Here is a 23,589-nt window from a genome sequence, read left to right on the forward strand (position 1 = left end):
GGTCGTCATGGCGCAAGCGCGCGTGAAGGCCCGCGCCCCGCGCGGGGAGTCCGTGTTCCGCGAGCGTTTCTCGGTCTTCGCCGAGTGCCTGCTCACCGGTGTGTGGATCGCGGTGGCCTGTCTCGGGGTCGTCACCTACCCCGCGGCCTTCGCCGCCGGAGCCCGGCACCTGCGACGTCGCACGGGTCACCGGGCCGGTGGACTGCGGGAGTTCGTCGTGGACTTCCGTACGGCCGTGCGCGGCGGCTGGCTCGTCGGGCTCGCGGGGTGGGCGGTGGCCGGCGCGGTGTGGGTGGACGTCCTGGCGGCGCGGGCCGGGCTGCCCGGTGGGCCGTTCGCCGGGGCCGTCGGCCTCTTCGCGCTGATCGGGGCCGTCGTGGCCCTGCTGCGGGCGTCCGCCGTCTGGGCGCCCGGCGCGACCTGGCGGGCGTTGCTCGCGACGGCGGGGCGGCGGACCGTGCTCGATCCCGCCGGGTCCTTTCTGGTCGTCTGCGGTCTGGTTGTCGTGGCACTGTCCGCCTGGTTCGTCCCACCGCTGGCGGTCCCCGTGCTGGGGGCCGTCGCGGCGGCGGCCGTCGCCGTGGAGGAACGGTACGGGCACCGCTGACGGGCGGTGTCCCTCTCCGGAGGCCGGCGCTTCGGCACCCCATCCCGATCTGTCATGCCCTTGACATCACCTTGCTCATCGCAACGGAAAGGAAAGGCCATGTCCCCCATCCCCCGCAGACACCTGCTCAAGGCGGCCGCCGTCGCCGGAGCCGCCACCCAGTTCAGCTGGGCCCTGGGAACCCGGAACTCCGCCGCCGCGCCCCACGCGGAAGCGGCCGGCGCCGATCCGGTGACCCTCGACTGGCTGGAGGACGGCGGCCTCGGCGCGGCCCCCGGCTCCACCGTAGGCGTCCCCTGGCCCAGGGGTGCCCATCGGGAGGACCAGACCTTCGCGCTGACGGACGCCGACGGACAACCCGTCCCCGTCCAGTCCTGGCCCCTCGCTTATTGGCCCGACGGCTCCCTCAAGTGGACCGCGCACGCCGTGAGTTCGGGATCCGGCAAGCTCACCCTGACCGCCGGTGCGCCCGCCGCACCCGAGAAGAAGGTGACCGTCCGCAGACGTGGCGGCACCGTCGACGTCTCCACCGGAGTCGTCACCACCCGGATCGCGACATCCGGCGCCACCCTCGTCAAGTCCGTCGTCCGCGGCACCACCGAGATCGCCCGCGAGGGGCGCCTCGTCCTGCTGCGCCAGCCCGAGATCGAGGACGGGGACCGGACCACCGTGCGGACCGAGCGCTTCGACGGCACCGTCGCCGACGTCACCGTCGAGCAGGAAGGACCCGTGCGCGCGGTCGTCCGCATCGACGGAAAACACCGCAAGGGCCGCCGCGACCTGCTGCCCTTCTCGATCCGCCTCTACTTCTACGCCGGCGCCGACTCCTTCCGCATGGTGCACACCATCACCTACGACGGGAAGCAGGAACCGGGCCGGGCGAGCGGCGACTTCATCCGCGGCCTCGGCGTCCGCTTCACCGTGCCCCTGCGCGACGAGTCCTACGACCGTCACATCCGCCTCGGCGGCGAGGGCACCGGCCTGCTCCGCGAAGCGGTCAAGGGCATCACCGGACTGCGCCGCGACCCGGGAGCGGCCGTCCAGGCCGCCCAGTTCGCCGGCGAGAAGCTGCCCGACCCCGCCACCTGGGACCAGCGGGTCACCACCCGCCTGCAGTACATCCCCGAGTGGGGCGACTACACCCTCTCCCAGCTCTCCGCCGACGGTTTCACCGTGCGCAAGCGCACCGGGAAGGGCCACGGCTGGATCGGCGCGGGCGGCGGGCGGCGCGCCTCCGGCTTCGGCTACGTCGGCGGGGTCAGCGGCGGCCTCTCCTTCGGCCTGCGCGACTTCTGGGAGAAATACCCCGCCCAGCTCGACATCCGCGACGCCCGAACCGACGAGGCCGAAGTCACCCTCTGGCTCTGGTCACCCGAGGCCCAGCCCATGGACCTGCGCTTCTACCACGACGGCATGGGCCAGGACACCTTCCCCGAACAGCTCGAAGGCCTCAACATCACCTACGAGGACTACGAACCCGGATTCGGCACCCCCTACGGCATCGCCCGTACCTCCGAACTCCTCTTCTGGGCCAACGCGTCCACCCCGGCCGCCGAGACGCTCGCCGAACAGATCGAAGCCGTACGCGTCCTCCCGCAACTCGCCGCCCCGCCCCGGCAACTGATCGGCGCCGGCGTCTTCGGCAAGGGCCTGTACGCCGAACCCGACCGCTCCACCCCGGCCAAGGCGAAGATCGAGGACCACCTCGACTTCCTCTTCACCTACTACAAGGACCAGGTGGAACAGCGCCGCTGGTACGGCTTCTGGGACTACGGCGACATCATGCACACCTACGACACCGCCCGGCACCAGTGGCGCTACGACATCGGCGGCTACGCCTGGGACAACTCCGAACTCTCGCCCGACCTGTGGCTCTGGTACGCCTATCTGCGCTCCGGCCGCGCCGACATCTTCCGCTTCGCCGAGGCGATGACCCGCCACACCGGCGAGGTCGACGTCTACCACCTCGGCACCTGGGCCGGCCTCGGCACCCGGCACGGCGTCCAGCACTACGCCGACAGCGCCAAACAGCAGCGCATCGCCAACACCACCTACCGCCGCTACTACTACTTCCTCACCGCCGACGAACGCGTCGGCGACCTCATGCACGCGAACGTCGACTCCGACGAGACCTTCCTCGCCCTCGACCCGCTGCGCAAGATCCGCACCGAGCCGTACACACCCGACCGCAATGCCCTGTCGATCGGCTTCGGCACCGACTGGAGCGGCCTGGTCTCCGCCTGGCTCACCGAGTGGGAACGCAAGGGCCCGAAGTGGCAGAAGGCCAGGGCCCGCGTGCTCTCCACCATGGAGACCATCGCAGCCCAGCCCAACGGCTTCGTCCAGGGCAGCGGCCTGTACGACCTCGACACCGGCAGGTTCGCCGTCGCCGACACCCCGAAGGTCGAGGTCTCCCACCTGTCGGCCGTCTTCGGCCTGAACGAACTGTGCGCCGAACTCATCGACCTCGTCGACATGCCCGAGTTCCACGAGGCCTACTACGACTACTGCCGCTACTTCAACGCGAGCAGGACCGAACAGGCCGCGCGGTACGGCGCCCACTTCGGCAGCCTCATCCTCTTCCAGGGCCACTCCCGCCTCGACGCCTACGCCGCCGTACGGACCGGCGACGACGGACTCGCCGAGCGGGCCTGGCAGAAGTTCTACGACTCCGACGGCTACAAGGAGTCGGCACCCTGGAGGACCGAGAAGGTGAGCGGCCCCACGGCCCTCGTCGCGGGCGGTGAGGCCCCCTGGGTCTCCACCAACGACACCGCCCTCTACGGCCTCGCCGCCATCGAGAACCTGGCGCTGCTGGGGGACCGGATGCCGTAACCGCACATCCCGGGCGCGGGCGGGCACACTCCGTACATGGACTGGAACCATTACCGCTTCCGCAGTCTGTGGACCCTGTCCGCGCCCGCCGCGACGGTGTACAGCGCACTGGAGCGCATCGAGGACTACCCCCTGTGGTGGTCCCAGGTGCGCGAGGTCACCCGCCTCGACGACACCACCGGGATCGTCACCCTCCGCTCCCTCCTGCCGTTCGACCTGACCTCGACCGTGCGGGAGGGACGGCGCGACCGGGAGACCGGCGTCCTGGAGGCGGGCCTCTCCGGCGACATCGACGGCTGGGCCCGCTGGACCGTCACCGACCTGGGGGCCCACGGCTGTCTCGTCCACTACGAGCAGGAGGCCGACGTCCGCAAACCACTGCTGCGCCTGCTCGCCGTACCCGCCCGGCCCCTCCTTCGCCTCAACCACGCGGCGATGATGCGGGCCGGGCGGCGCGGACTGGCCGCACACCTGCAAGCGGTTTGAAGGAAGCCTCCCCGGACCTGTATGGTTCAGTGCGTTCCCGGGCGATTAGCTCAGTGGGAGAGCGCTTCGTTCACACCGAAGAGGTCACTGGTTCGAACCCAGTATCGCCCACCGGGAAGGCCGGTCCGTCCCCGACGGACCGGCTTTCGCATGCCCCGGCGGCCAGCCGCCTCATGCCGCCGCCGGCAGGTCCGGACGCAGCGGCCAGGCCGGGTCCACCACCTCTTCCGTGCCGCTGCGCGCGAACCACGCCTGGAGCCCGCGTGCCTGCGCCGCGTGCCACACCGCCTGCAAGGTGTGCAACTCACCGGGTGACAGCCCTTCAAGACGGGCCGCGAAACGACGCCCCACCGCCCGGGCGACCTCCAGCGCGGCCACCGCGTCCGCGGCCGCGTCGTGCGCCGCGTCGAGCGGCACCTGGTACTGCGCGCACAGGTCGGTCAGCGTGCGCCCGCCCTTGCGATAGCGATCCAGATGCTTGTCCAGCACCCAAGGGTCCAGCACCAGCAGCGGAGTCCGCTCGAACCAGCGGGCCAGCGACGACGCCCGGTGCCGGCGCAACTCCCGGTCCAGCAGAGTGAGATCGAACGGCGCGTTCATCACCACCAGCGGCCGGCCCACCCGGGCCTGCTCCGCCAGCGCCTGCGCGACCTCGTACATCACCGGAGCCGGCCAGCGGCCGTTGCGCTGCAGATACTCGTCCGTCAGCCCGTGCACCAGCGTCGCCCCGGCCGGCACCGGCACCCCCGGATTCACCAGCCAACGGGTCTCCCGGGGCCGGGACCCCGGTGCGTCCTGGACGACGAGAGCGGCCGACACGATCCGGTCGGTCTCGACGTCCACACCCGTCGTCTCCGTGTCGAAAGCGGCCAACGGCCCTTCGTACCAGCACGCCATACCCAACAACCCCTCACTCACCATCGGCAGTTGACGCAGAGTCCACTGCCCGATCCGGTGATACCCGGGCTGTTTGCGCCGTACGCCGGAAGGAGACAACAGGAGTACGGATCCCTGCAGTTCAGTGACCCGCACGGGGAAGACACTGTTCTGGAAGGCTGTTGGCCATGGCCGTCGCGCAGCCCGAAAGGGGCGGGCTGCTGCCCGAGCGCACGCCGGCCTCTCGCGGGACCCTCGCCACCACCGCCTGCATGGAGACGCTGCAGGTCGGCTATCTGCACGCCGTCGCGGCCGCCGCGGGCTGTTAACTCCCAGCCCTTCCCGGACAACGGCATCGACTGGCACGTCAGCCACAGCGCCGCCGGACACACCGTCGACGACGAGGTCACCGTCAGGGTGCAGCTGAAGGCGACCTACCACATCGCCCCCGGCCCGCCGGGCCGCTTCTTCTCCTTCACGCTCGACAACGCCCACCTCGCCAAGCTCGCCCGCACCCCGGTCACGGTGCACAAGATCCTCGTCGTGATGATCGTGCCGCCGCGCTCCCAGGACGACTGGCTGCGCGCCGGCCACGACCGCCTCGATCTGCGGCACTGCTGCTACTGGATCAACCTGGCGGGACACCCGGTCACCGGCCGGCACCGCACCACCGTGCGGATCCCCACCGCACGCATCTTCGACGACCGGGCGCTGTGCGGATCATGACGCGGGTCGGGACGGGAGGAAAACCGTGACGCACCGCCCGACCGGAGAACCCCTGCGGTCCGTACGCCCCCACCCCGCCGACCCGGCCCACGACCGCCGCCCGCCCGAGCCCGCCGAGATCGACCCCGCCGTGCTCACCGCCCTCCTGCCCCGGCACGGCTGGCAGCGGCGCGGTGGCGCCACCGGACGCTACGGCCGCTGGACCCCGCCCGGACCGGGCACCGGGACCAGCCTGCTCGTGCCGGTGAGCCGCACCTTCCCCGACAGCGAGGACCTGCTCACCGAGGCTCTCCTCGCCCTGTCCCGCAGCGGCACGGCCTCCGCCCGCGAGATCCTGCTCTCCCTCACCGTGCCCAGCGACGAGATCCACTGGCGCCGCGACCTGCCGGCCCCGGCGGCCGGTGTGCCCGGGGCTGCGCGGCCGCCGGGGAACCCGTCGAGTTCTCCCCCGACGACCTGCCCGCCCTGCGCGAGGCCGGCCTGCGCCACCGGCGCGCGGAGCCGTCCGTCACCGTACGGATCACCGGCACCGTCGTACGGCTGCACCGGTCCGCGCCTCGCGGCGAGGGCGTGGTCCGGCTGCGGGTGCTCGCCGGGGCGGAGACCGGTCACGTCCGGGTCACGCTCGGCGAGGAGGACTACCGCACCGCCGGACCCGCCCACCTCCTCGGACTGCCGGTGCGGCTGCGGGGGCGGCTGGAGAGCCGGGGCGGCTTCCGTCGGCTCACCGACCCCACGGGACTGGTCCCGGTGCAGGTGGACGAGGCCGAGAAGGACCGCCTGCTCAAGGCGCTCCAGGCGAACGCCGGGACCGCGGCCTTCTTCGGCGAGGCCCGCGGGCCCGACGACGGCCCCTGACGACGACCCCTGAGGAAGCCCGCTGCCGCCCCCGCGACGGAATGATTTCGCGGAGCACACGCCCGGGTCGGTACGATCGCACCCATGCGTGCGCTCCGGTATGGCGCCGCGACCACAGCCTTCAGTCAGGAGAGACCGGTGTCAGACGTCCGTGTGATCATCCAACGCGATTCCGAGCGGGAAGAGCGCGTGGTGACGACGGGCACTACGGCCGCCGAGCTCTTCGCCGGCGAGCGCTCGGTCATCGCCGCGCGCGTGGCCGGCGAGCTCAAGGACCTCGCCCACGAGGTCAAGGACGGCGAGACCGTCGAGGCGGTGGAGATCTCCTCCGAGGACGGCCTGAACATCCTGCGTCACTCCACGGCCCATGTCATGGCCCAGGCCGTGCAGGAGCTGTTCCCCGAGGCCAAGCTGGGCATCGGCCCGCCGGTCAAGGACGGCTTCTACTACGACTTCGACGTGGACAAGCCCTTCCACCCCGATGACCTCAAGGCCATCGAGAAGCGTATGCAGGAGATCCAGAAGCGCGGTCAGCGCTTCTCCCGCCGCGTGGTGACCGACGAGGCCGCCCGTGCGGAGCTCGCTGACGAGCCGTACAAGCTGGAGCTGATCGGCCTCAAGGGCTCCGCCTCGCACGACGACGGCGCGGACGTCGAGGTCGGCGCCGGCGAGCTGACGATCTACGACAACCTGGACGCCAAGACCGGCGAGCTGTGCTGGAAGGACCTCTGCCGCGGTCCCCACCTGCCCACCACCCGCAACATCCCGGCGTTCAAGCTGATGCGCAACGCCTCGGCCTACTGGCGCGGCAGCGAGAAGAACAAGCAGCTCCAGCGCATCTACGGCACCGCCTGGCCCACCAAGGACGAGCTGAAGGCCCACCTGGAGTTCCTCGCCGAGGCCGAGAAGCGCGACCACCGCAAGCTCGGCAGCGAGCTGGACCTGTTCTCCATCCCGGAGCAGATCGGCTCCGGCCTCGCCGTCTTCCACCCCAAGGGCGGCATCGTCCGCCGGGTCATGGAGGACTACTCGCGGCGCCGCCACGAGGAGGAGGGCTACGAGTTCGTCTACACCCCGCACGCGACGAAGGGGAAGCTCTTCGAGACCTCGGGCCACCTGGACTGGTACGCCGACGGCATGTACCCGCCCATGCAGCTCGACGAGGGCGTGGACTACTACCTCAAGCCCATGAACTGCCCGATGCACAACCTGATCTTCGACGCGCGCGGGCGGTCCTATCGTGAACTGCCGCTGCGCCTGTTCGAGTTCGGCACCGTGTACCGGTACGAGAAGTCGGGTGTAGTGCACGGCCTGACCCGCGCCCGCGGCTTCACCCAGGACGACGCGCACATCTACTGCACCCGTGAGCAGATGTCGGAAGAGCTCGACAAGACGCTCACCTTCGTCCTCAACCTGCTGCGCGACTACGGTCTGACCGACTTCTACCTGGAGCTGTCCACCAAGGATCCGGAGAAGTTCGTCGGCTCCGACGAGGCCTGGGAAGAGGCAACCGAGACGCTGCGCCAGGTCGCCGAGAAGCAGAACCTGGAGCTTGTGGCGGACCCGGGCGGTGCCGCCTTCTACGGCCCGAAGATCTCCGTCCAGGCGCGCGACGCCATCGGCCGCACCTGGCAGATGTCGACCATCCAGCTCGACTTCAACCTGCCGGAGCGCTTCGACCTCGAGTACACGGCCGCGGACGGCGCCAAGACCCGCCCGGTGATGATCCACCGCGCGCTGTTCGGCTCGATCGAGCGCTTCTTCGCGGTGCTCCTGGAGCACTACGCGGGCGCGTTCCCGGCGTGGCTGGCGCCGGTGCAGGCCGTGGGCATCCCGGTGGGTGACGCTCATGTGCAGTACTTGGAGGAGTTCGCGGGCGAGGCACGGCGCAAGGGGCTGCGCGTCGAGGTGGACTCCTCCTCGGACCGGATGCAGAAGAAGATCCGCACGCAGCAGAAGCAGAAGGTCCCGTTCATGATCATCGTCGGTGACGAGGACATGCACGCGGGCACGGTGTCGTTCCGCTACCGCGACGGCTCGCAGGAGAACGGCATTCCGCGTGACCAGGCGCTGGCGAAGCTCGTTGACGTGGTGGAGCGCCGGATTCAGGTGTGACCCCCACCCCGCGTGAGCGGGGGTGGACCGGACGCGATCGGTCGGACGTGGCACATGTCGGCCTGCGCCCGCCGACTTGGGGCTCGGCCCCCGGGAGTGATCCCGGGGGCCTTTTCCGTGCTCCCGTGGTGACGCCATATGCTGCACGCATGACGAGTGAGCCGGAGCAGCAGCTGGGGGTGGGCACGCAGGACGCGTTCCAGCGTCTGTGGACGCCCCACCGGATGGCGTACATCCAGGGCGAGAACAAGCCGAGCGGTCCCGGCGCCGACGACGGCTGCCCCTTCTGCTCCCTCCCGGCCAAGTCCGACGAGGACGGGCTGATTCTGCGGCGTGGTGAGCGGGTGTACGCGGTGCTCAATCTGTACCCGTACACCGGTGGCCATCTGATGACCGTGCCGTACCGGCATGTGGCCGACTACACGGACCTCACCGCGGAGGAGACCGTGGAGCTCGCCGAGCTCACCAAGCAGGCGATGACGGCACTGCGTACGGCGTCGGGCGCGCACGGCTTCAATGTGGGCATGAACCAGGGCACGGTCGCCGGCGCGGGCATCGCGGCCCACCTGCACCAGCACATCGTCCCGCGCTGGGGCGGCGACACGAACTTCATGCCCGTGGTGAGCCACACAAAGGTACTGCCCCAGCTCCTCGCGGACACGAGGAAGATGCTCGCGGAGGCGTGGCCGGTGGCTCCCTAGCTGCGGGCAGTCGTGCCGCAGGGGCGATGGGGGAGGGTGGGCGGTGGGGGCACCTCCCGCTCGAGCGGAGCCGAGAGTGGGGGAGGCACCCCGCAAACGCGGGTGAGCAGACCCACCCCCGCCCCCCTACGCGTCGTACAGGTCGGCCTTCCTGGGCGAAGCGTCCTGCACCGCCGTGCTGAGGAACGACGAGCGGGACCCGAACTTCTCCGTGTCCACGCCGTTCTCCTCCAGTACCTTGATCGCCGCCGAGTGCACCGCCCGCAGCACCGGCGCCGCGGCCCGCAGCGCGTCGTCCGCCATGAACCGGTGCCGCCACGGCTGGTCCGCCCACGCGTGCCGCAGACCGAACGGCTCCGGCAGGGTCAGCTTCCCGCCCAGCCAGTACAGCAGCGGCGGATACCAGGTCAGCGGCGCCCGGGCGGCCAGGCGTACCACCTCGTCCGAGTCGACCAGCGGGAGCTTCACCTTCCGGGTCTCCCAGAACTTGATCGACTTCTGGACCTCCTTCTCCTTGGCCGCGGGCCCGCTGGTGAACAGCGAGTGCACCGGCCCCAGGGCGTGCCCGGTGACCTCGATGCGCAGCGTCTCGTGCAGCACGGTCACGGTGATCAGCATGGTGATCACCAGCTGGCCGTCCCACAGCGTCCACTGCACGCCCAGGTAGTGCCGGTCGCCGGCACCGAACTGCTGCTTGTTGCAGATCTCCTGTATGGCGTGGGACTTGATCTGGTACGCCTCGACGTCCGTACCCTCCGGCCGGGACACCGCCGTGGCGTTCTCCCCGATCGGGGTGACGATCCAGTGCCGTACCGAGGGCTTGGTGAAGCCTCCGGTGTGCAGCGGCCCGCGCTCCAGCATCCGCAGCCGGTCGTGGATGGCCCTGATGACGTCCCAGCTGCGGAACGGGTTGATCTCCCGGTCCTTGTCGGCCGGGACCAGTTCCTCGGCGAGCTGCCAGCTGCCCCAGCGGGTGCCCATGCCGAGTATGCCCTTGGGCCCGGCGTAGAACACGGAGTTGGACTGCTGCTCGGCGCTGAGCCGGGCCAGGGACTGCCGCAGTTGCTCGGCCGCGGTCTCGTTGGGGCTGGAGGGGACCGCCTCGGGCACCTTGGCACCGACGCTGCTGCCGGAGAGCAGGCTGCTCCACCGGGCGCGCAGATCCGTCGCCGTGCGCTCGCAGATCCGCTTGGCCCAGAACCAGCCCACCACCGGTGCGATCACGGCAGCGCGCGCGTACCAGCCCCAGAAACCGTCGAACGGCACGCGGAGCAGGAACAGCACGGCGAGGGCGCCCACCGCGACCAGCAGGGTGGTGGCGAGCGCGCCGGCCCGTTTGTCCTCGCGCCGGGACATCGTCGTACGGATCTGGAAGACCAGCAGCCAGACGAGCAGACCGGGCAGGAAGAGCAGCCCGCACAGGACCATGACGGCGCTGAGCCAGTTGTCCCGTTCGCGGCGGATGCGGTGCGCCGCCAGCGCGTGCTCGACCACCGCCTGCGGCTGGGTGCCGAAGGACTGGATGAGCGGTGCGCGGCCGGAGCCCAGCATCCGGTCGATGACGGCCCTGGAGAACGCCTCGCCCAGATTGGGCCGGAACAGCTTGATCCGTGGCTTGCCGACCTCCGACTTGTGCCACTCGTTGTTGGCCTTGAGTATCTCCTCGGCCTCGTTGTCCCGGTAGGCCGCCGAGGCCAGTGCGAGTGTCGGCGTCTGCCCCTCGTCGCCCGTGCGCGGCACCTGCGGACCGAAGAAGTCCGCGTAACCGCTCTCAACGGTCATTCCCGCCCCCGATCGCCGCGACTGTCGTCTTGCGGCCTTCCCGACTTCCGTGCCGCGCACACCTGTTGATCAGGTCCTCAGCGTATCCCCAGCCACGGACATCCGTCGGTGGACCGCCCAAGCGGCCCACCGGTACGGAGTGAAGCGTGGTGAAGCACGTCCGCGACGAGAGGCGTACGCGGGCGCCCGCGAGATCCTCCGGCGGGCGCCCGGCGCGGGCTATGAGGCCTTGCGCGCCTCCTCCTTGACCCGTTCCGCGACCTGCGGCGGCATGGGTTCGTGCCGCGCGTACCGACGGTTGAAACGGGCGGTGCCGTGCGACAGGGAACGCAGGTCGACGGCGTAGCGGCCGATCTCGATCTCCGGGACCTCGGCCTTGATGAGGGTGCGCCCGCCGGCCGACTGCTCGGTGCCGAGCACCCGGCCGCGCCGGCCGGACAGGTCACTCATCACGGGGCCGACGTAGTCGTCTCCGACCAGGACGCTCACCTCGGCGACCGGTTCCAGCAGATGGATCCTGGCGTCCGAGGCGGCCTCGCGCAGTGCCAGAGCACCCGCCGTCTGGAACGCGGCGTCGGAGGAGTCCACCGAGTGCGCCTTGCCGTCCAGCAGGGTCACCCGCACGTCGATGAGCGGATGCCCCGCGGCGACTCCCTTGACGGCCTGGGCCCTGACGCCCTTCTCGACCGAGGGGATGAACTGCCGCGGCACCGCGCCGCCCACCACCTTGTCCACGAACTCGATGCCCGAGCCGTTCGGCAGTGGCTCCACCTCGATCTCGCAGATCGCGAACTGCCCGTGTCCGCCGGACTGTTTGACGTGCCGGCCGCGCCCGGCCGCCTTGCCTCCGAAGGTCTCCCTGAGCGACACCCGGTGGGGTACGACGTCGACCTGGACGCCGTAGCGGTTGCGCAGCCGTTCCAGGGCCACGTCCGCGTGTGCCTCGCCCAGGCACCACAGCACCACCTGGTGGGTGTCCTGGTTCTGTTCCAGGCGCATCGTCGGGTCCTCGGCGACCAGCCGGGCCAGGCCCTGGGAGAGCTTGTCCTCGTCCGGTTTGCTGTGGGCCTCGATGGCGAGCGGCAGCAGCGGATCGGGCATCTGCCAGGGTTCCATGAGCAGCGGGTCGTCCTTGGCGGACAGGGTGTCGCCGGTCTCCGCGCGGCTCAGTTTCGCCACGCACGCGAGATCGCCCGCGATGACATGGGACACCGGGCGCTGCTGTTTGCCGAACGGCGTGGACAGGACGCCGATCCGCTCGTCGACGTCATGGTCCTCGTGGCCCCGGTCGGCCAGCCCGTGCCCGGAGACATGGACGGTCTGGTCGGCGCGCAGGGTGCCGGAGAAGACCCGGATCAGGGAGATCCGGCCGACGTAGGGGTCGGAGGAGGTCTTGACGACCTCCGCGGCCAGGGGAGCGTCGGGGTCGCACGGCTTGAGTTCGCGCGGCCTGCCGTCGACCGTGGTCACGTTCGGGGTGCCGTGCTCCAGTGGGGTGGGGAAGCCGCCGGTGATCAAGTCCAGCAGTTCGACCGTGCCGAGTCCCTGGCGGGCGCCCTCGGCGGCGGGTGCGGCGGCGAGGACGGGGAAGAACACGCCGCGCGCGACCGCCCGTTCCAGGTCCTCGACCAGGGTTCCGACGTCGACCTGTTCACCGCCGAGATAGCGGTCCATGAGGGTCTCGTCCTCGCTCTCGGCGATGATGCCCTCGATCAGCCGGCCGCGGGCCTCCTCGATGAGGGGCAACAGTTCCTCGCCGGGTTCGGACTCCTTGCGCTCGCCGCCGGAGTAGTCGAACAGCTTCTGCGACAGCAGTCCGATCAGACCGTGCACGGGCGCGTGCCCGTCGGGCGCCTCGGGGCCGCGCAGCGGCAGGTACAGCGGGAGCACGGCGTCGGGGTCGTCCCCGCCGAAGGCCTCCGCGCAGACGCGGGTCATCTCCTCGAAGTCCGCCCGGGCCGCCTCCAGGTGCGTGACGACGATGGCGCGCGGCATGCCGACCGCCGCGCACTCGTCCCAGACCATGCGGGTCGAGCCGTCCACGCCGTCCGAGGCCGAGACGACGAAGAGGGCCGCGTCCGCCGCTCGCAGACCGGCCCTGAGCTCCCCGACGAAGTCGGCGTATCCGGGGGTGTCCAGTACGTTGATCTTGATGCCGTCCCATTCGAGCGGCACCAGGGAGAGCTGTACCGAGCGCTGCTGCCGGTGCTCGATGTCGTCGTAGTCGGAGACGGTGCCGCCGTCCTCCACGCGGCCCGCCCGGTTCAGGGCCCCCGCGGTCAGCGCGAGAGCCTCCACCAGGGTCGTCTTGCCCGATCCGGAGTGGCCGACCAGCACCACGTTCCGTATGGACGCGGGGTGGTCGGCCGCCTGTGCCCTGCCGGCGGCCCCGGGGTGTGTGTGCGCCTTGTCGCCCATGATCCTGCCTCCCGTGCACGGTGAGGTCACTGTGGGCGCGGACCCGCGGAATCCGCGTGCGGTGCGGCTCCGGCGACGCCCGCGGTCATTCGAGCTTTCCACTCCCGTCACGGCGCGTCCATACGAACGACGCGATCCCCGGCGTTCCGCCCGGCTCACGGTGGTGCGGACCGGAGGCCCCGGGCCGTCCCGCGCGTGTGCCCGGGCGCCGCCCTCGCGTGTTCGGCCACTGTCCCCGCGTGGCACCGCCGGTCCCACGCGCACCGGTGCCGCCGGGCAGGCCGTCGCCCGCGTGCCGTCACGAAGCGGAGCGGCGGGGTACCGCGATGCGCCGGGGAGAGGCCGTTGCCGCGCGTGGGCCGCCCCGGCGCGGCCTCGCCGGACCGCGTCCGGACCGTCGTCCCGCGTGTGGCCGGGACCGGGACACCACGCACGCTCTCACGCGGGGCGGCGGGGCGGTTCCAGGCCCGTGCGCCGCGTCTGCGGGAGCCGCGGCCAGGTGCGCGGGGCGACGGGCTCGGCGGCGATGGGCCACCGTTCGCCTCCGGGGTCGCGGCCACGGGCGGGCCGGCGCGAGACAGCGGCCAGGCGCGGGGCGGCGCGAGCGGTGCGTGCCGGCGGCCGGTGGACCGGATCAGCGCTCGCCCCGGCGAGGGGCCGTCGGTGTGCGTGCGGCCGCTGCGGACGTGGGAACCGCTCCGTCCGGTGGCTCGGTTCTCTCACCCGTGCGTGGCGTGACCTGGCCGGTGACGCGGGAGATGCGGGCGTCGGAGGTCGGGCGTCGCCCGCGCGTGCGTGGGCGTGGCGCGACCGGCGCCGGTGGGCGAGCTGCTGGAGCCGCTTCGCCCGCGCGTGCGTGGGCGTGGCGTTCCGGCACGGCATCCCCCGGGTGGCAGGTGGCCACCGTGCGCGTGGCCGTGGTGCGGGGTGGTGGCGTCCCGCCTCCGGGGGTACGGCCGTCGCCCACCCGTGCGCGTGGCTACGATTGGGCCCGCCGGTGGCCAGCAGGGGCCGCGCGGCCACACCGACCGTCGGGAAGGCCATGCTGAACAAGTACGCGCGTGCATTTTTCACGCGTGTCCTCACACCGTTCGCCGCGTTTCTCATCCGGCGGGGGGTCAGCCCGGACACGGTCACGCTCATCGGCACCGCCGGTGTCGTCGCGGGTGCGCTGGTCTTCTACCCCATGGGGGAGTTCTTCTGGGGCACGGTCGTGATCACGCTGTTCGTGTTCTCCGACCTCGTCGACGGGAACATGGCCCGCCAGCTCGGCCGGTCCAGCCGCTGGGGTGCCTTTCTCGACTCCACGCTCGACCGGGTCGCCGACGGAGCGGTCTTCGGCGGCTTCGCCCTGTGGTACGCGGGCGGTGGCGACGACATCGCGCTCTGTGCGGTGTCGATCTTCTGTCTGGCCAGCGGCCAGGTGGTGTCGTACACCAAGGCGCGCGGCGAGTCGATCGGACTGCCGGTCGCCGTCAACGGTCTGGTCGAGCGGGCCGAGCGCCTGGTGATCTCGCTGGTCGCGGCGGGGCTCGCCGGCCTGCACGCCTTCGGTGTGCCCGGTATCCAGTACCTGCTGCCGGTCGCCCTGTGGATCGTCGCCGTGGGCAGCCTGGTCACGCTGATCCAGCGAGTCGTCACGGTGCGCCGGGAGTCCGCCGAGGCGGAGGCCGCCGAGGCGCAGGAGACCCGCGGGAGCGAGGCCGCGAAGTGAGTGCCCAGGAGCGGCTCACCGACGCCCTGTACGGCGCGGGCTGGGGCACCGTCAAGTCACTTCCGGAGCCGGTCGCCGTGGGCCTGGGGAGGACCATCGCCGACCTCGCGTGGAAGCGGCGCGGCAAAGGAGTGCTCCGGCTGGAGAGCAACTACGCGCGTGTCGTGCCCGACGCGGGGCCCGAGCGGCTCGCCGAACTCTCCCGCGCGGGCATGCGGTCGTACCTGCGCTACTGGATGGAGTCCTTCCGGCTGCCCGCCTGGAGCGCCGAGCGCGTCGCGTCCGGCCTCGACGTCAAGGACCTGCACCATCTGACCGACGGCATGGCGGCCGGCAAGGGCGTCGTCCTCGCACTGCCGCATCTCGCCAACTGGGACCTCGCCGGGGCCTGGGTCACCACGAAGCTCGGCATACCGTTCACCACCGTCGCCGAGCGCCTGAAGCCGGAGACGCTGTACGACCGGTTCGTCGCCTACCGCGAGGGTCTCGGCATGGAGGTCCTTCCGCACAGCGGCGGCTCGGCGTTCGGCACCCTCGCCCGGCGGCTGCGCGACGGCGGACTGGTCTGCCTGGTCGCCGACCGCGACCTGTCCTCCTCCGGCGTCGAGGTCGACTTCTTCGGCGAGACCGCCCGCATGCCGGCCGGCCCCGCCCTGCTGGCCCAGCAGACCGGGGCCCGGCTGCTGCCGGTGACGCTCTGGTACGACGACTCGCCGGTGATGCGGGGCCGGGTCCATCCGCCGGTCGAGGTCCCCGGGTCAGGTACGCGGCCCGAGAAGACGTCCGTCATGACACAGGCGCTGGCCGATGCCTTCGCCACGGGCATCGCCGAACATCCGGAGGACTGGCACATGCTGCAGCGTTTGTGGCTGAGGGACCTCGACCCCGTGCGGGAACCCGTCACGGCCCCCGAGAAGGACCAGAAGGGGACCTCGTGAGGATCGGCATCGTCTGCCCGTACTCCTGGGACGTGCCGGGCGGCGTCCAGTTCCACATCCGTGACCTGGCCGAGTACTTCATCCGCCTCGGCCACGACGTGTCCGTGCTGGCCCCGGCCGACGACGACACGCCGCTGCCGCCCTATGTCGTCTCGGCCGGCCGCGCCGTGCCCGTGCCGTACAACGGCTCGGTGGCCCGGCTCAACTTCGGCTTCCTGTCCGCCGCGCGGGTGCGGCGCTGGCTGCACGAGGGCGCTTTCGACGTGGTCCACATCCACGAACCGACCTCGCCCTCTCTCGGCCTGCTCACCTGCTGGGCGGCCGAGGGACCGATCGTCGCGACCTTCCACACCTCCAACCCGCGCTCCCGCGCGATGATCGCCGCGTACGCGATCCTCCAGGCGGCCCTGGAGAAGATCAGCGCGCGGATCGCCGTGAGCGAGTACGCGCGCCGCACCCTCGTCGAGCACCTGGGGGGCGACGCGGTGGTCATCCCCAACGGCGTCGACGTCGACTTCTTCGCCAAGGCCGAACCCAGACCGGAGTGGCAGGGCGACACCATCGGCTTCATCGGCCGCATCGACGAGCCCCGCAAGGGCCTGCCGGTGCTGATGAAGGCCCTGCCGAAGATCCTCGCCGCCCGCCCGCAGACGCGGCTGCTGGTCGCGGGCCGCGGCGACGAGAAGGAGGCCGTCGAGTCGCTGCCCAGGGAACTGCGCCCGCGCGTGGAGTTCCTCGGCATGATCAGCGACGAGGACAAGGCCCGCTTCCTGCGCAGCGTCGACCTGTACGTGGCGCCCAACACCGGCGGCGAGAGCTTCGGCATCATCCTGGTCGAGGCGATGTCCGCGGGAGCGCCGGTACTCGCCTCCGACCTGGACGCGTTCGCCCAGGTCCTCGACCGGGGCGCGGCGGGTGAGCTGTTCGCGAACGAGGACGCCGACGCGCTCGCCGAGGCCGCGGTGAGGCTCCTCCAGGACCCGGAGCGCCGCGCGGAACTCCGCGAACGCGGCAGCGCCCACGTCCGTCGTTTCGACTGGTCGACGGTCGGCGCGGACATCCTGTCGGTCTACGAGACGGTGACGGCGGGTGCGGCGGCGGTCGCGGCGGACGACCGCGCGACGGGCCTGAGGGCCCGTCTGGGCCTGGCCAGGGACTGAGGCCGGGGCGGCACTCCCGTCCCGCGCGCGTGTCTCAAGGGTGCCGATGAGGAACCCGTCGCCCGGCGGCCCGGGCCATGCGGCCAGGATCTTGACGGGACCGGTTCGCCCCACCGCCCCGAGCGCCGTCCGGTGAGGCGCACGCTCCCGTTGCCCGCCGTGAGCTGTTCCCGAGGGCTTCGGGGGCGGGGCCGGTCCGGCCCGGTTGAGTCCGTGCGGCGGGGCGCGTGCTCGCCTTCCTGCCGGCTGCCGGCTGCGGGGTCCGGGCCGGGGCGGGGTCCGGCTCGACAGGCAGGCTGGAAGTCGCGCGCTGGGGCGCGTGCTCCCGTAGACGGCGGCGTGGTGGGACCGCCCGGCCTTGAGGCCCGGCACCAGCCGGACCTGGCCGGGGGAACCTGGAAGCGGCCCATCATGATCCTGAACCTTGATGCCCGGCGCACCTCGGTCGTACGGCGGCCGCGGGTGCGTCGTGGTCGCCCGCGCAGTTCCCCGCGCCCCTGGGGGTGAAGCCCTCACGGACGGAGATGGGCCAGGTTCAATGGGCGGCCGTTGGGCCTGGCGTACGCCTCCCTCTCCGCCTTGCGCGGGGTGTCCGCGACGGTGGCCGGGGCGAGGCGGTGCCGGCCGGGCCGGGAGCGGGAACGGCGGACGGCCCCCAGGTGGCCCTGGCCACGGCCGGTGGTACTAGCCTTGCCGCCCGTGACCGCAACCCTCATCTGGATCCTTGTCGCGCTCGTCGCCATCGGCCTCTATCTGAGCTGGACGGCGGGGCGGCTGGACCGGCTGCACGCCCGTATCGACGCCGCCCGCGCCGCGCTCGACGCGCAGTTGCTGCGCCGTGCCTCCGTGGCCCAGGAACTGGCCACCTCGGGGGTGCTCGATCCCGCCGCCTCGATCGTGCTCTACGAGGCGGCGCACGCCGCGCGGCAGGCGGTCGAGGAGCAGCGTGAGGTCGCCGAGAGCGAACTGTCCCAGGCGCTGCGCGCGGTCTTCGCGGACGCGCACCAGGTGGAGGCGGTCAGGGAGGTCCCAGGGGGAGAGGAAGCGACCCTGGAGCTCGCCGAGGCGGTCCGCAGGGCACCGATGGCCCGCCGCTTCCACAACGATGCCGTGCGGGCCGCCCGCGCCCTGCGACGGCACCGCAAGGTGCGCTGGTTCCGGCTGGCCGGGCACGCTCCCTTCCCGATGGCCTTCGAGATGGACGACGAGCCTCCCGCCGCGCTGATCGAACGGGCGGCCTGACGGCGGTTCCGGCCACACGCCGGACCCTCGCCGCCCCGGCCGGGACGGATGTCGCCCCGGCCCGGATCACCGTCGCCCGGGCGTGGACCGCCGCTGCCCCGACAAGGACGGCAGGTGCCCCGGAGCAGATCACCGCCGCTCGGCGGGGCCGACCGCCGGCCTCACGCGGACGACCGCCGCCCGAAAACGATCCACCGGCTTCCCATTGGCCCTTGCTGTGGCCTGCTCCGTTCACGTTTCCTCAGTGCTGCAGAAACCCCCTTTCCCCTCAGCGAGGTCACACGTGTCCAGCACGCTCTCCGAAAACCAGGGTCCCGAGACCGGCACCGCCCGCGTGAAGCGCGGCATGGCCGAGCAGCTCAAGGGCGGCGTGATCATGGACGTCGTCACTCCGGAGCAGGCGAAGATCGCCGAGGACGCCGGAGCCGTCGCCGTCATGGCCCTGGAACGGGTTCCGGCCGACATCCGCAAGGACGGCGGCGTGGCCCGTATGTCCGACCCGGACATGATCGAGGGCATCATCGGCGCGGTGTCGATCCCGGTGATGGCCAAGTCCCGCATCGGCCACTTCGTCGAGGCCCAGGTGCTGCAGTCGCTCGGCGTCGACTACATCGACGAGTCCGAGGTCCTCACCCCGGCCGACGAGGTCAACCACTCCGACAAGTGGGCCTTCACCACCCCCTTCGTCTGCGGTGCCACCAATCTCGGCGAGGCCCTGCGCCGCATCGCCGAGGGCGCCGCCATGATCCGCTCCAAGGGCGAGGCCGGCACCGGCAACGTCGTCGAGGCCGTCCGGCACCTGCGCCAGATCAAGAACGAGATCGCCAGGCTCCGCGGCTACGACAACAACGAGCTGTATGCCGCCGCCAAGGAGCTGCGCGCCCCGTACGAGCTGGTCAAGGAGGTCGCCGAGCTGGGCAAGCTCCCCGTCGTGCTGTTCTCCGCCGGTGGTGTGGCCACCCCGGCCGACGCCGCGCTGATGCGCCAGCTCGGCGCCGAGGGCGTCTTCGTGGGCTCCGGCATCTTCAAGTCCGGCGACCCGGCCAAGCGTGCCGCGGCCATCGTCAAGGCGACCACCTTCTACGACGACCCGAAGATCATCGCGGAGGCGTCCCGCAACCTCGGCGAGGCCATGGTCGGCATCAATTGCGACACCCTCCCCGAGGCCGAGCGCTACGCCAACCGCGGCTGGTAGTCCGCTGATGAGCGACGCACCTGTCATCGGCGTCCTGGCCCTCCAGGGCGACGTACGGGAGCATCTCGTCGCCCTGGCCGCGGCCGACGCCGTGGCCAGGCCGGTCAGGCGCCCCGAGGAACTCTCCGAGGTCGACGGCCTGGTCGTCCCCGGTGGCGAGTCGACCACGATCTCCAAGCTCGCCGTCCTGTTCGGCCTGATGGAGCCCCTCCGCGCGCGTGTGCGGGACGGCATGCCGGTCTACGGCACCTGCGCGGGAATGATCATGCTGGCCGACAAGATCCTCGATCCCCGCTCCGGCCAGGAGACCGTCGGCGGCATCGACATGATCGTGCGCCGCAACGCGTTCGGACGGCAGAACGAGTCCTTCGAGGCCGCGGTCGACGTCAAGGGCGTCACCGGCGACCCGGTCGAGGGCGTCTTCATCCGCGCGCCCTGGGTGGAGTCCGTCGGCGCCGGGGCCGAGGTGCTCGCCGAGCACGGCGGACACATCGTCGCGGTGCGCCAGGGCAACGCTCTGGCCACGTCGTTCCACCCGGAACTGACCGGTGACCACCGCGTGCACGCCCTGTTCGTCGACATGACACGCGCGAAGCGGACGGCCGAGTCCTAGTAGGATTCCTGCGTTCGTTGCAGGGATGGGTTACGCGAAGGAGACAGGCAGATGTCCGGCCACTCTAAATGGGCCACGACGAAGCACAAGAAGGCCGTGATCGACGCCAAGCGCGGCAAACTCTTCGCGAAGCTGATCAAGAACATCGAGGTCGCCGCGCGTATGGGCGGCGTCGACCTGGACGGCAACCCCACGCTGTACGACGCCGTCCAGAAGGCCAAGAAGCAGTCGGTACCGAACAAGAACATCGACTCCGCCATCAAGCGCGGGGGCGGTCTCGAGGCCGGTGGCGCCGAATACGAGACGATCATGTACGAGGGCTACGGGCCGAACGGTGTCGCGGTGCTCATCGAGTGCCTCACCGACAACCGCAACCGTGCCGCCTCGGACGTGCGCGTCGCGATGACCCGCAACGGCGGTTCCATGGCCGACCCGGGCTCGGTGTCCTACCTGTTCAACCGCAAGGGTGTGGTGATCGTCCCCAAGGGCGGGCTGAGCGAGGACGACGTCCTCACCGCCGTCCTGGACGCGGGCGCCGAGGAGGTCAACGACCTCGGTGAGTCCTTCGAGGTGCTCAGCGAGGCCACCGACCTCGTCGCGGTGCGCACCGCCCTGCAGGAGGCCGGGATCGACTACGACTCCGCCGAGGCCAACTTTGTCCCGACCATGCAGGTCGAGCTGGACGAGGAGGGCGCCAAGAAGATCTTCAGGCTCATCGACGCCCTGGAGGACAGCGACGATGTGCAGAACGTCTTCGCCAACTTCGACGTGAGCGACGAGATCATGGAGAAGGTCGACGCGTAACGCCGTCGATCGCGCGACGGTTCCGGCGGGCTCGGGGGACATCTCCCCATGGGCCCGCCGCTTCTGTCAGTGGCGGCCGATAGCCTGGCTCGCGGCAGAAGATCACCGCCCAGGGGCCGCCGGCCACGAACCGGGGGACCCTAGGGCGCTCGACCAGGTCGCGAGAGCGGCGGCGGTTCAGCCGCGAAGAGGGGAAAGGGGCCGGCGCGTGCGGGTACTGGGGGTGGACCCGGGACTGACCCGGTGCGGTGTGGGCGTCGTGGAGGGCGTCGCCGGCCGGCCGCTCACCATGCTCGGCGTGGGAGTGGTCCGCACCGCTGCGGACCACGACCTCGGACACCGCCTCGTCGCCGTCGAGCGGGGCCTCGAACAGTGGCTGGACGAGCACCGGCCCGACTGCGTCGCCGTGGAGCGCGTCTTCAGCCAGCACAACGTGCGTACGGTGATGGGCACCGCGCAGGCCAGCGCGGTGGCGATCCTGTGCGCCTCCCGCCGCGGCATCCCCGTGGCCCTGCACACGCCCAGCGAGGTCAAGGCCGCCGTCACCGGCTCGGGCCGCGCCGACAAGGCCCAGGTCGGTGCCATGGTCACCCGGCTGCTGCGGCTCGCCGCACCTCCGAAGCCCGCCGACGCCGCGGACGCCCTCGCCCTCGCCATCTGCCACATCTGGCGCGCTCCCGCCCAGAACCGGCTCCAGCGGGCCGCCGCCCTGCACGCCTCGAAAGCCACCCGCGCGGCACAAGCCCCGCACGCATCGAAAGGCCGTACGACATGATCGCCTTCGTCAGCGGCACGGTCGCCGCCCTCGCCCCCAACGCCGCGGTGGTCGAGGTCGGCGGCGTCGGCATGGCCGTCCAGTGCACGCCGAACACCCTGTCCACGCTCCGCGTCGGCGAGCCGGCCAAACTCGCCACCTCCCTCGTCGTCCGCGAGGACTCGCTGACCCTGTACGGCTTCGCCGACGACGACGAGCGCCAGGTCTTCGAGTTGCTCCAGACCGCCAGCGGCGTCGGACCCCGGCTGGCCCAGGCGATGCTCGCCGTGCACGCCCCCGACGCGCTGCGCGGAGCCGTCGCCACGGGCGACGAGAAGGCGCTGACCGCCGTCCCCGGCATCGGCAAGAAGGGCGCCCAGAAGCTGCTCCTGGAGCTGAAGGACCGCCTCGGCGCGCCGGTCGGCGCCCCCGCCGTCGGCGCACCGGCCGGCACCGGCTGGCGCGACCAGTTGCACGCCGCACTCATCGGCCTCGGGTACGCGACCCGCGAGGCCGACGAGGCCGTGTCCGCGGTGGCGCCCCAGGCGGAGGCCGCCGGGGGCACCCCGCAGGTGGGGCAGCTGCTGAAAGCCGCCCTGCAGACACTGAACCGCGCCCGATAGCCCGCGGGCCGGGCCCCCGCCCGGCACGCCGCGCCCGAGAGCCCGTACGGAGAGCTGAGGCACACGCACATGAACTGGGACGACACGACCGACACCTCCGAAGGGGAGCGGCTCGTCGGTGCGTCCGCCGACGGTGAGGACCAGGCCGTCGAGGCCGCCCTGCGTCCCAAGGACCTGGGCGAGTTCATCGGCCAGGAGAAGGTCCGTGAGCAACTGGACCTCGTCCTGCGCGCCGCCCGCGCGCGCGGTGCCACCGCCGACCACGTACTGCTCTCCGGCGCCCCCGGCCTCGGCAAGACCACCCTGTCGATGATCATCGCCGCCGAGATGGAAGCGCCCATCCGCATCACCTCGGGCCCGGCCATCCAGCACGCCGGCGACCTCGCCGCGATCCTCTCCTCCCTGCAGGAGGGCGAGGTCCTCTTCCTCGACGAGATCCACCGCATGTCGAGGCCCGCCGAGGAGATGCTCTACATGGCGATGGAGGACTTCCGCGTCGACGTCATCGTCGGCAAGGGCCCCGGCGCCACCGCCATCCCCCTCGAGCTGCCCCCCTTCACCCTGGTCGGCGCCACCACCCGGGCCGGTCTGCTGCCGCCCCCGCTGCGCGACCGCTTCGGCTTCACCGCGCACATGGAGTTCTACGAGCCGGCCGAGCTGGAGCGGGTCGTGCACCGCTCGGCGAGCCTGCTCGACGTGGAGATCGAGGCGGACGGCGCCGCGGAGATCGCCGGCCGGTCCCGCGGCACGCCCCGTATCGCCAACCGTCTCCTGCGCCGCGTCCGGGACTACGCGCAGGTCAAGGCCGACGGACTGATCACCAAGGACATCGCCGCGGCCGCCCTCGCCGTCTACGAGGTCGACGCCCGGGGCCTCGACCGACTGGACCGGGGGGTGCTCGAGGCCCTGCTCAAGCTGTTCGGCGGCGGACCGGTCGGCCTCTCCACGCTCGCTGTCGCGGTGGGGGAGGAACGTGAGACCGTGGAGGAGGTGGCGGAGCCCTTCCTGGTACGCGAGGGACTGCTCGCCCGCACTCCGCGCGGACGGGTCGCCACCCCGGCGGCGTGGGCGCACCTCGGTCTCACACCGCCCCACTCCCAGGCCGCCGGAAACGGACAAGGGAACCTGTTCGGGGCGTGAGC

Annotated in this window: 19 protein-coding genes, 1 tRNA gene and 2 pseudogenes; 18 read left to right on the forward strand and 4 right to left on the reverse strand. The window is 71.6% G+C overall.

Features of this window, described 5'->3' with window-relative positions; genetic code table 11:
- Nucleotides 1–7: 7 nt before the first annotated feature.
- The 4 genes from ACIF9R_RS01430 to ACIF9R_RS01445 all read left to right on the forward strand — a co-directional run bounded on the left by ACIF9R_RS01430 (nucleotide 8) and on the right by ACIF9R_RS01445 (nucleotide 4,039).
- On the forward strand, nucleotides 8–607 hold the full coding sequence (locus ACIF9R_RS01430) for a hypothetical protein (RefSeq protein WP_399972672.1): 600 nt from the start codon (nucleotides 8–10) through the stop codon (nucleotides 605–607).
- Nucleotides 608–706: 99 nt separating this feature from the next.
- Nucleotides 707–3,442, forward strand: a complete 2,736-nt coding sequence (locus ACIF9R_RS01435) for a Tat pathway signal sequence domain protein (protein WP_399972675.1) — start codon at nucleotides 707–709, stop codon at nucleotides 3,440–3,442.
- Nucleotides 3,443–3,478: 36 nt separating this feature from the next.
- Nucleotides 3,479–3,928, forward strand: a complete 450-nt coding sequence (locus ACIF9R_RS01440) for an SRPBCC family protein (protein WP_399972679.1) — start codon at nucleotides 3,479–3,481, stop codon at nucleotides 3,926–3,928.
- 39 nt (nucleotides 3,929–3,967) lie between these two features.
- Nucleotides 3,968–4,039 (forward strand) — tRNA-Val (locus ACIF9R_RS01445).
- Nucleotides 4,040–4,099: 60 nt separating this feature from the next.
- Here ACIF9R_RS01445 and ACIF9R_RS01450 read toward each other — a convergent pair.
- Complete coding sequence (locus tag ACIF9R_RS01450; protein ID WP_399973024.1) at nucleotides 4,100–4,825, reverse strand: 3'-5' exonuclease; 726 nt, start codon at nucleotides 4,823–4,825, stop codon at nucleotides 4,100–4,102.
- 167 nt (nucleotides 4,826–4,992) lie between these two features.
- Here ACIF9R_RS01450 and ACIF9R_RS01455 point away from each other — a divergent pair.
- From ACIF9R_RS01455 to ACIF9R_RS01470, 4 genes and pseudogenes are all read left to right on the forward strand, one after another.
- Nucleotides 4,993–5,559 (forward strand): annotated as a pseudogene (locus ACIF9R_RS01455) (DUF4365 domain-containing protein).
- Nucleotides 5,556–6,388 (forward strand): annotated as a pseudogene (locus tag ACIF9R_RS01460) (hypothetical protein). Before ACIF9R_RS01455 ends, ACIF9R_RS01460 begins: the two co-directional pseudogenes overlap by 4 nt.
- A 138-nt stretch (nucleotides 6,389–6,526) precedes the next feature.
- The gene (gene thrS / locus ACIF9R_RS01465) at nucleotides 6,527–8,503 is read left to right on the forward strand and encodes a threonine--tRNA ligase (RefSeq protein ID WP_399972681.1); all 1,977 of its coding nucleotides are present in this window, start codon (nucleotides 6,527–6,529) and stop codon (nucleotides 8,501–8,503) included.
- Between the two features lie 149 nt (nucleotides 8,504–8,652).
- On the forward strand, nucleotides 8,653–9,204 hold the full coding sequence (locus tag ACIF9R_RS01470) for an HIT family protein (protein WP_399972684.1): 552 nt from the start codon (nucleotides 8,653–8,655) through the stop codon (nucleotides 9,202–9,204).
- A 126-nt stretch (nucleotides 9,205–9,330) separates the two neighbouring features.
- On the opposite strand, the gene ACIF9R_RS01475 is transcribed toward ACIF9R_RS01470, so the two are convergent.
- Together ACIF9R_RS01475 and ACIF9R_RS01480 are read right to left on the reverse strand one after the other, a co-directional pair.
- Nucleotides 9,331–10,986: a hypothetical protein gene (locus ACIF9R_RS01475; RefSeq protein ID WP_399972686.1), complete on the reverse strand. Its 1,656-nt coding sequence runs from the start codon at nucleotides 10,984–10,986 to the stop codon at nucleotides 9,331–9,333.
- A gap of 219 nt (nucleotides 10,987–11,205) precedes the next feature.
- Nucleotides 11,206–13,404 carry an elongation factor G-like protein EF-G2 gene (locus ACIF9R_RS01480; protein ID WP_399972689.1) on the reverse strand — a complete coding sequence of 733 codons (2,199 nt, stop codon included), beginning with the start codon at nucleotides 13,402–13,404 and terminating at the stop codon, nucleotides 11,206–11,208.
- Nucleotides 13,405–14,389: 985 nt separating this feature from the next.
- Between ACIF9R_RS01480 and pgsA the strand changes: the two genes are divergently transcribed.
- Genes pgsA through ACIF9R_RS01495 form a run of 3 tightly spaced genes read left to right on the forward strand, consistent with a single transcriptional unit; the run spans nucleotide 14,390 to nucleotide 17,216 of the window.
- Nucleotides 14,390–15,118 (forward strand): phosphatidylinositol phosphate synthase, encoded by a 729-nt coding sequence (gene pgsA / locus ACIF9R_RS01485; RefSeq protein WP_399972691.1) that lies wholly within the window; start codon nucleotides 14,390–14,392, stop codon nucleotides 15,116–15,118.
- Nucleotides 15,115–16,056 carry a phosphatidylinositol mannoside acyltransferase gene (locus tag ACIF9R_RS01490; RefSeq protein WP_399972693.1) on the forward strand — a complete coding sequence of 314 codons (942 nt, stop codon included), beginning with the start codon at nucleotides 15,115–15,117 and terminating at the stop codon, nucleotides 16,054–16,056. The genes pgsA and ACIF9R_RS01490 overlap by 4 nt, the downstream gene beginning before the upstream one ends.
- Nucleotides 16,053–17,216 carry a glycosyltransferase family 4 protein gene (locus tag ACIF9R_RS01495; RefSeq protein ID WP_399972696.1) on the forward strand — a complete coding sequence of 388 codons (1,164 nt, stop codon included), beginning with the start codon at nucleotides 16,053–16,055 and terminating at the stop codon, nucleotides 17,214–17,216. Before ACIF9R_RS01490 ends, ACIF9R_RS01495 begins: the two co-directional genes overlap by 4 nt.
- Before the next feature lie 512 nt (nucleotides 17,217–17,728).
- On the opposite strand, the gene ACIF9R_RS01500 is transcribed toward ACIF9R_RS01495, so the two are convergent.
- The gene (locus ACIF9R_RS01500; RefSeq protein WP_399972699.1) at nucleotides 17,729–17,932 is read right to left on the reverse strand and encodes a hypothetical protein; all 204 of its coding nucleotides are present in this window, start codon (nucleotides 17,930–17,932) and stop codon (nucleotides 17,729–17,731) included.
- Between ACIF9R_RS01500 and ACIF9R_RS01505 the strand changes: the two genes are divergently transcribed.
- The 7 genes from ACIF9R_RS01505 to ruvB all read left to right on the forward strand — a co-directional run bounded on the left by ACIF9R_RS01505 (nucleotide 17,916) and on the right by ruvB (nucleotide 23,587).
- A complete protein-coding gene (locus ACIF9R_RS01505) occupies nucleotides 17,916–18,458 on the forward strand; it encodes a hypothetical protein (RefSeq protein ID WP_399972702.1) in 543 nt (180 codons plus the stop codon). The two genes, ACIF9R_RS01500 and ACIF9R_RS01505, sit on opposite strands and share 17 nt — an antisense overlap.
- Nucleotides 18,459–18,741: 283 nt before the next feature.
- Nucleotides 18,742–19,653 (forward strand): pyridoxal 5'-phosphate synthase lyase subunit PdxS, encoded by a 912-nt coding sequence (gene pdxS, locus ACIF9R_RS01510; protein ID WP_399972705.1) that lies wholly within the window; start codon nucleotides 18,742–18,744, stop codon nucleotides 19,651–19,653.
- 7 nt (nucleotides 19,654–19,660) lie between these two features.
- Nucleotides 19,661–20,266 carry a pyridoxal 5'-phosphate synthase glutaminase subunit PdxT gene (gene pdxT / locus ACIF9R_RS01515; protein WP_399972707.1) on the forward strand — a complete coding sequence of 202 codons (606 nt, stop codon included), beginning with the start codon at nucleotides 19,661–19,663 and terminating at the stop codon, nucleotides 20,264–20,266.
- A gap of 51 nt (nucleotides 20,267–20,317) precedes the next feature.
- Nucleotides 20,318–21,070: a YebC/PmpR family DNA-binding transcriptional regulator gene (locus ACIF9R_RS01520; RefSeq protein ID WP_399972710.1), complete on the forward strand. Its 753-nt coding sequence runs from the start codon at nucleotides 20,318–20,320 to the stop codon at nucleotides 21,068–21,070.
- A 208-nt stretch (nucleotides 21,071–21,278) separates the two neighbouring features.
- Nucleotides 21,279–21,845 (forward strand): crossover junction endodeoxyribonuclease RuvC, encoded by a 567-nt coding sequence (ruvC, locus tag ACIF9R_RS01525; RefSeq protein ID WP_399972713.1) that lies wholly within the window; start codon nucleotides 21,279–21,281, stop codon nucleotides 21,843–21,845.
- Nucleotides 21,842–22,447 carry a Holliday junction branch migration protein RuvA gene (gene ruvA, locus ACIF9R_RS01530; protein ID WP_399972715.1) on the forward strand — a complete coding sequence of 202 codons (606 nt, stop codon included), beginning with the start codon at nucleotides 21,842–21,844 and terminating at the stop codon, nucleotides 22,445–22,447. The genes ruvC and ruvA overlap by 4 nt, the downstream gene beginning before the upstream one ends.
- 69 nt (nucleotides 22,448–22,516) lie before the next feature.
- Complete coding sequence (ruvB, locus tag ACIF9R_RS01535; RefSeq protein ID WP_399972717.1) at nucleotides 22,517–23,587, forward strand: Holliday junction branch migration DNA helicase RuvB; 1,071 nt, start codon at nucleotides 22,517–22,519, stop codon at nucleotides 23,585–23,587.
- The last annotated feature ends 2 nt before the right edge of the window (nucleotides 23,588–23,589 follow it).

Source organism: Streptomyces sp. NPDC086080 (genome assembly GCF_044540255.1).
GTDB lineage: Bacteria > Actinomycetota > Actinomycetes > Streptomycetales > Streptomycetaceae > Streptomyces.

Coding starts and splice junctions, on each gene's coding strand:
- ACIF9R_RS01430 (WP_399972672.1), top strand. CDS start 8: ATGGCGCAAGCGCGCGTGAAGGCCCGCGCCCCGCGCGGGGAGTCCGTG.
- ACIF9R_RS01435 (WP_399972675.1), top strand. CDS start 707: ATGTCCCCCATCCCCCGCAGACACCTGCTCAAGGCGGCCGCCGTCGCC.
- ACIF9R_RS01440 (WP_399972679.1), top strand. CDS start 3,479: ATGGACTGGAACCATTACCGCTTCCGCAGTCTGTGGACCCTGTCCGCG.
- ACIF9R_RS01450 (WP_399973024.1), bottom strand. CDS start 4,825: ATGGCGTGCTGGTACGAAGGGCCGTTGGCCGCTTTCGACACGGAGACG.
- ACIF9R_RS01470 (WP_399972684.1), top strand. CDS start 8,653: ATGACGAGTGAGCCGGAGCAGCAGCTGGGGGTGGGCACGCAGGACGCG.
- ACIF9R_RS01475 (WP_399972686.1), bottom strand. CDS start 10,986: ATGACCGTTGAGAGCGGTTACGCGGACTTCTTCGGTCCGCAGGTGCCG.
- ACIF9R_RS01480 (WP_399972689.1), bottom strand. CDS start 13,404: ATGGGCGACAAGGCGCACACACACCCCGGGGCCGCCGGCAGGGCACAG.
- ACIF9R_RS01500 (WP_399972699.1), bottom strand. CDS start 17,932: ATGAGGGTTGCGGTCACGGGCGGCAAGGCTAGTACCACCGGCCGTGGC.
- pdxT (WP_399972707.1), top strand. CDS start 19,661: ATGAGCGACGCACCTGTCATCGGCGTCCTGGCCCTCCAGGGCGACGTA.
- ACIF9R_RS01520 (WP_399972710.1), top strand. CDS start 20,318: ATGTCCGGCCACTCTAAATGGGCCACGACGAAGCACAAGAAGGCCGTG.
- ruvA (WP_399972715.1), top strand. CDS start 21,842: ATGATCGCCTTCGTCAGCGGCACGGTCGCCGCCCTCGCCCCCAACGCC.
- ruvB (WP_399972717.1), top strand. CDS start 22,517: ATGAACTGGGACGACACGACCGACACCTCCGAAGGGGAGCGGCTCGTC.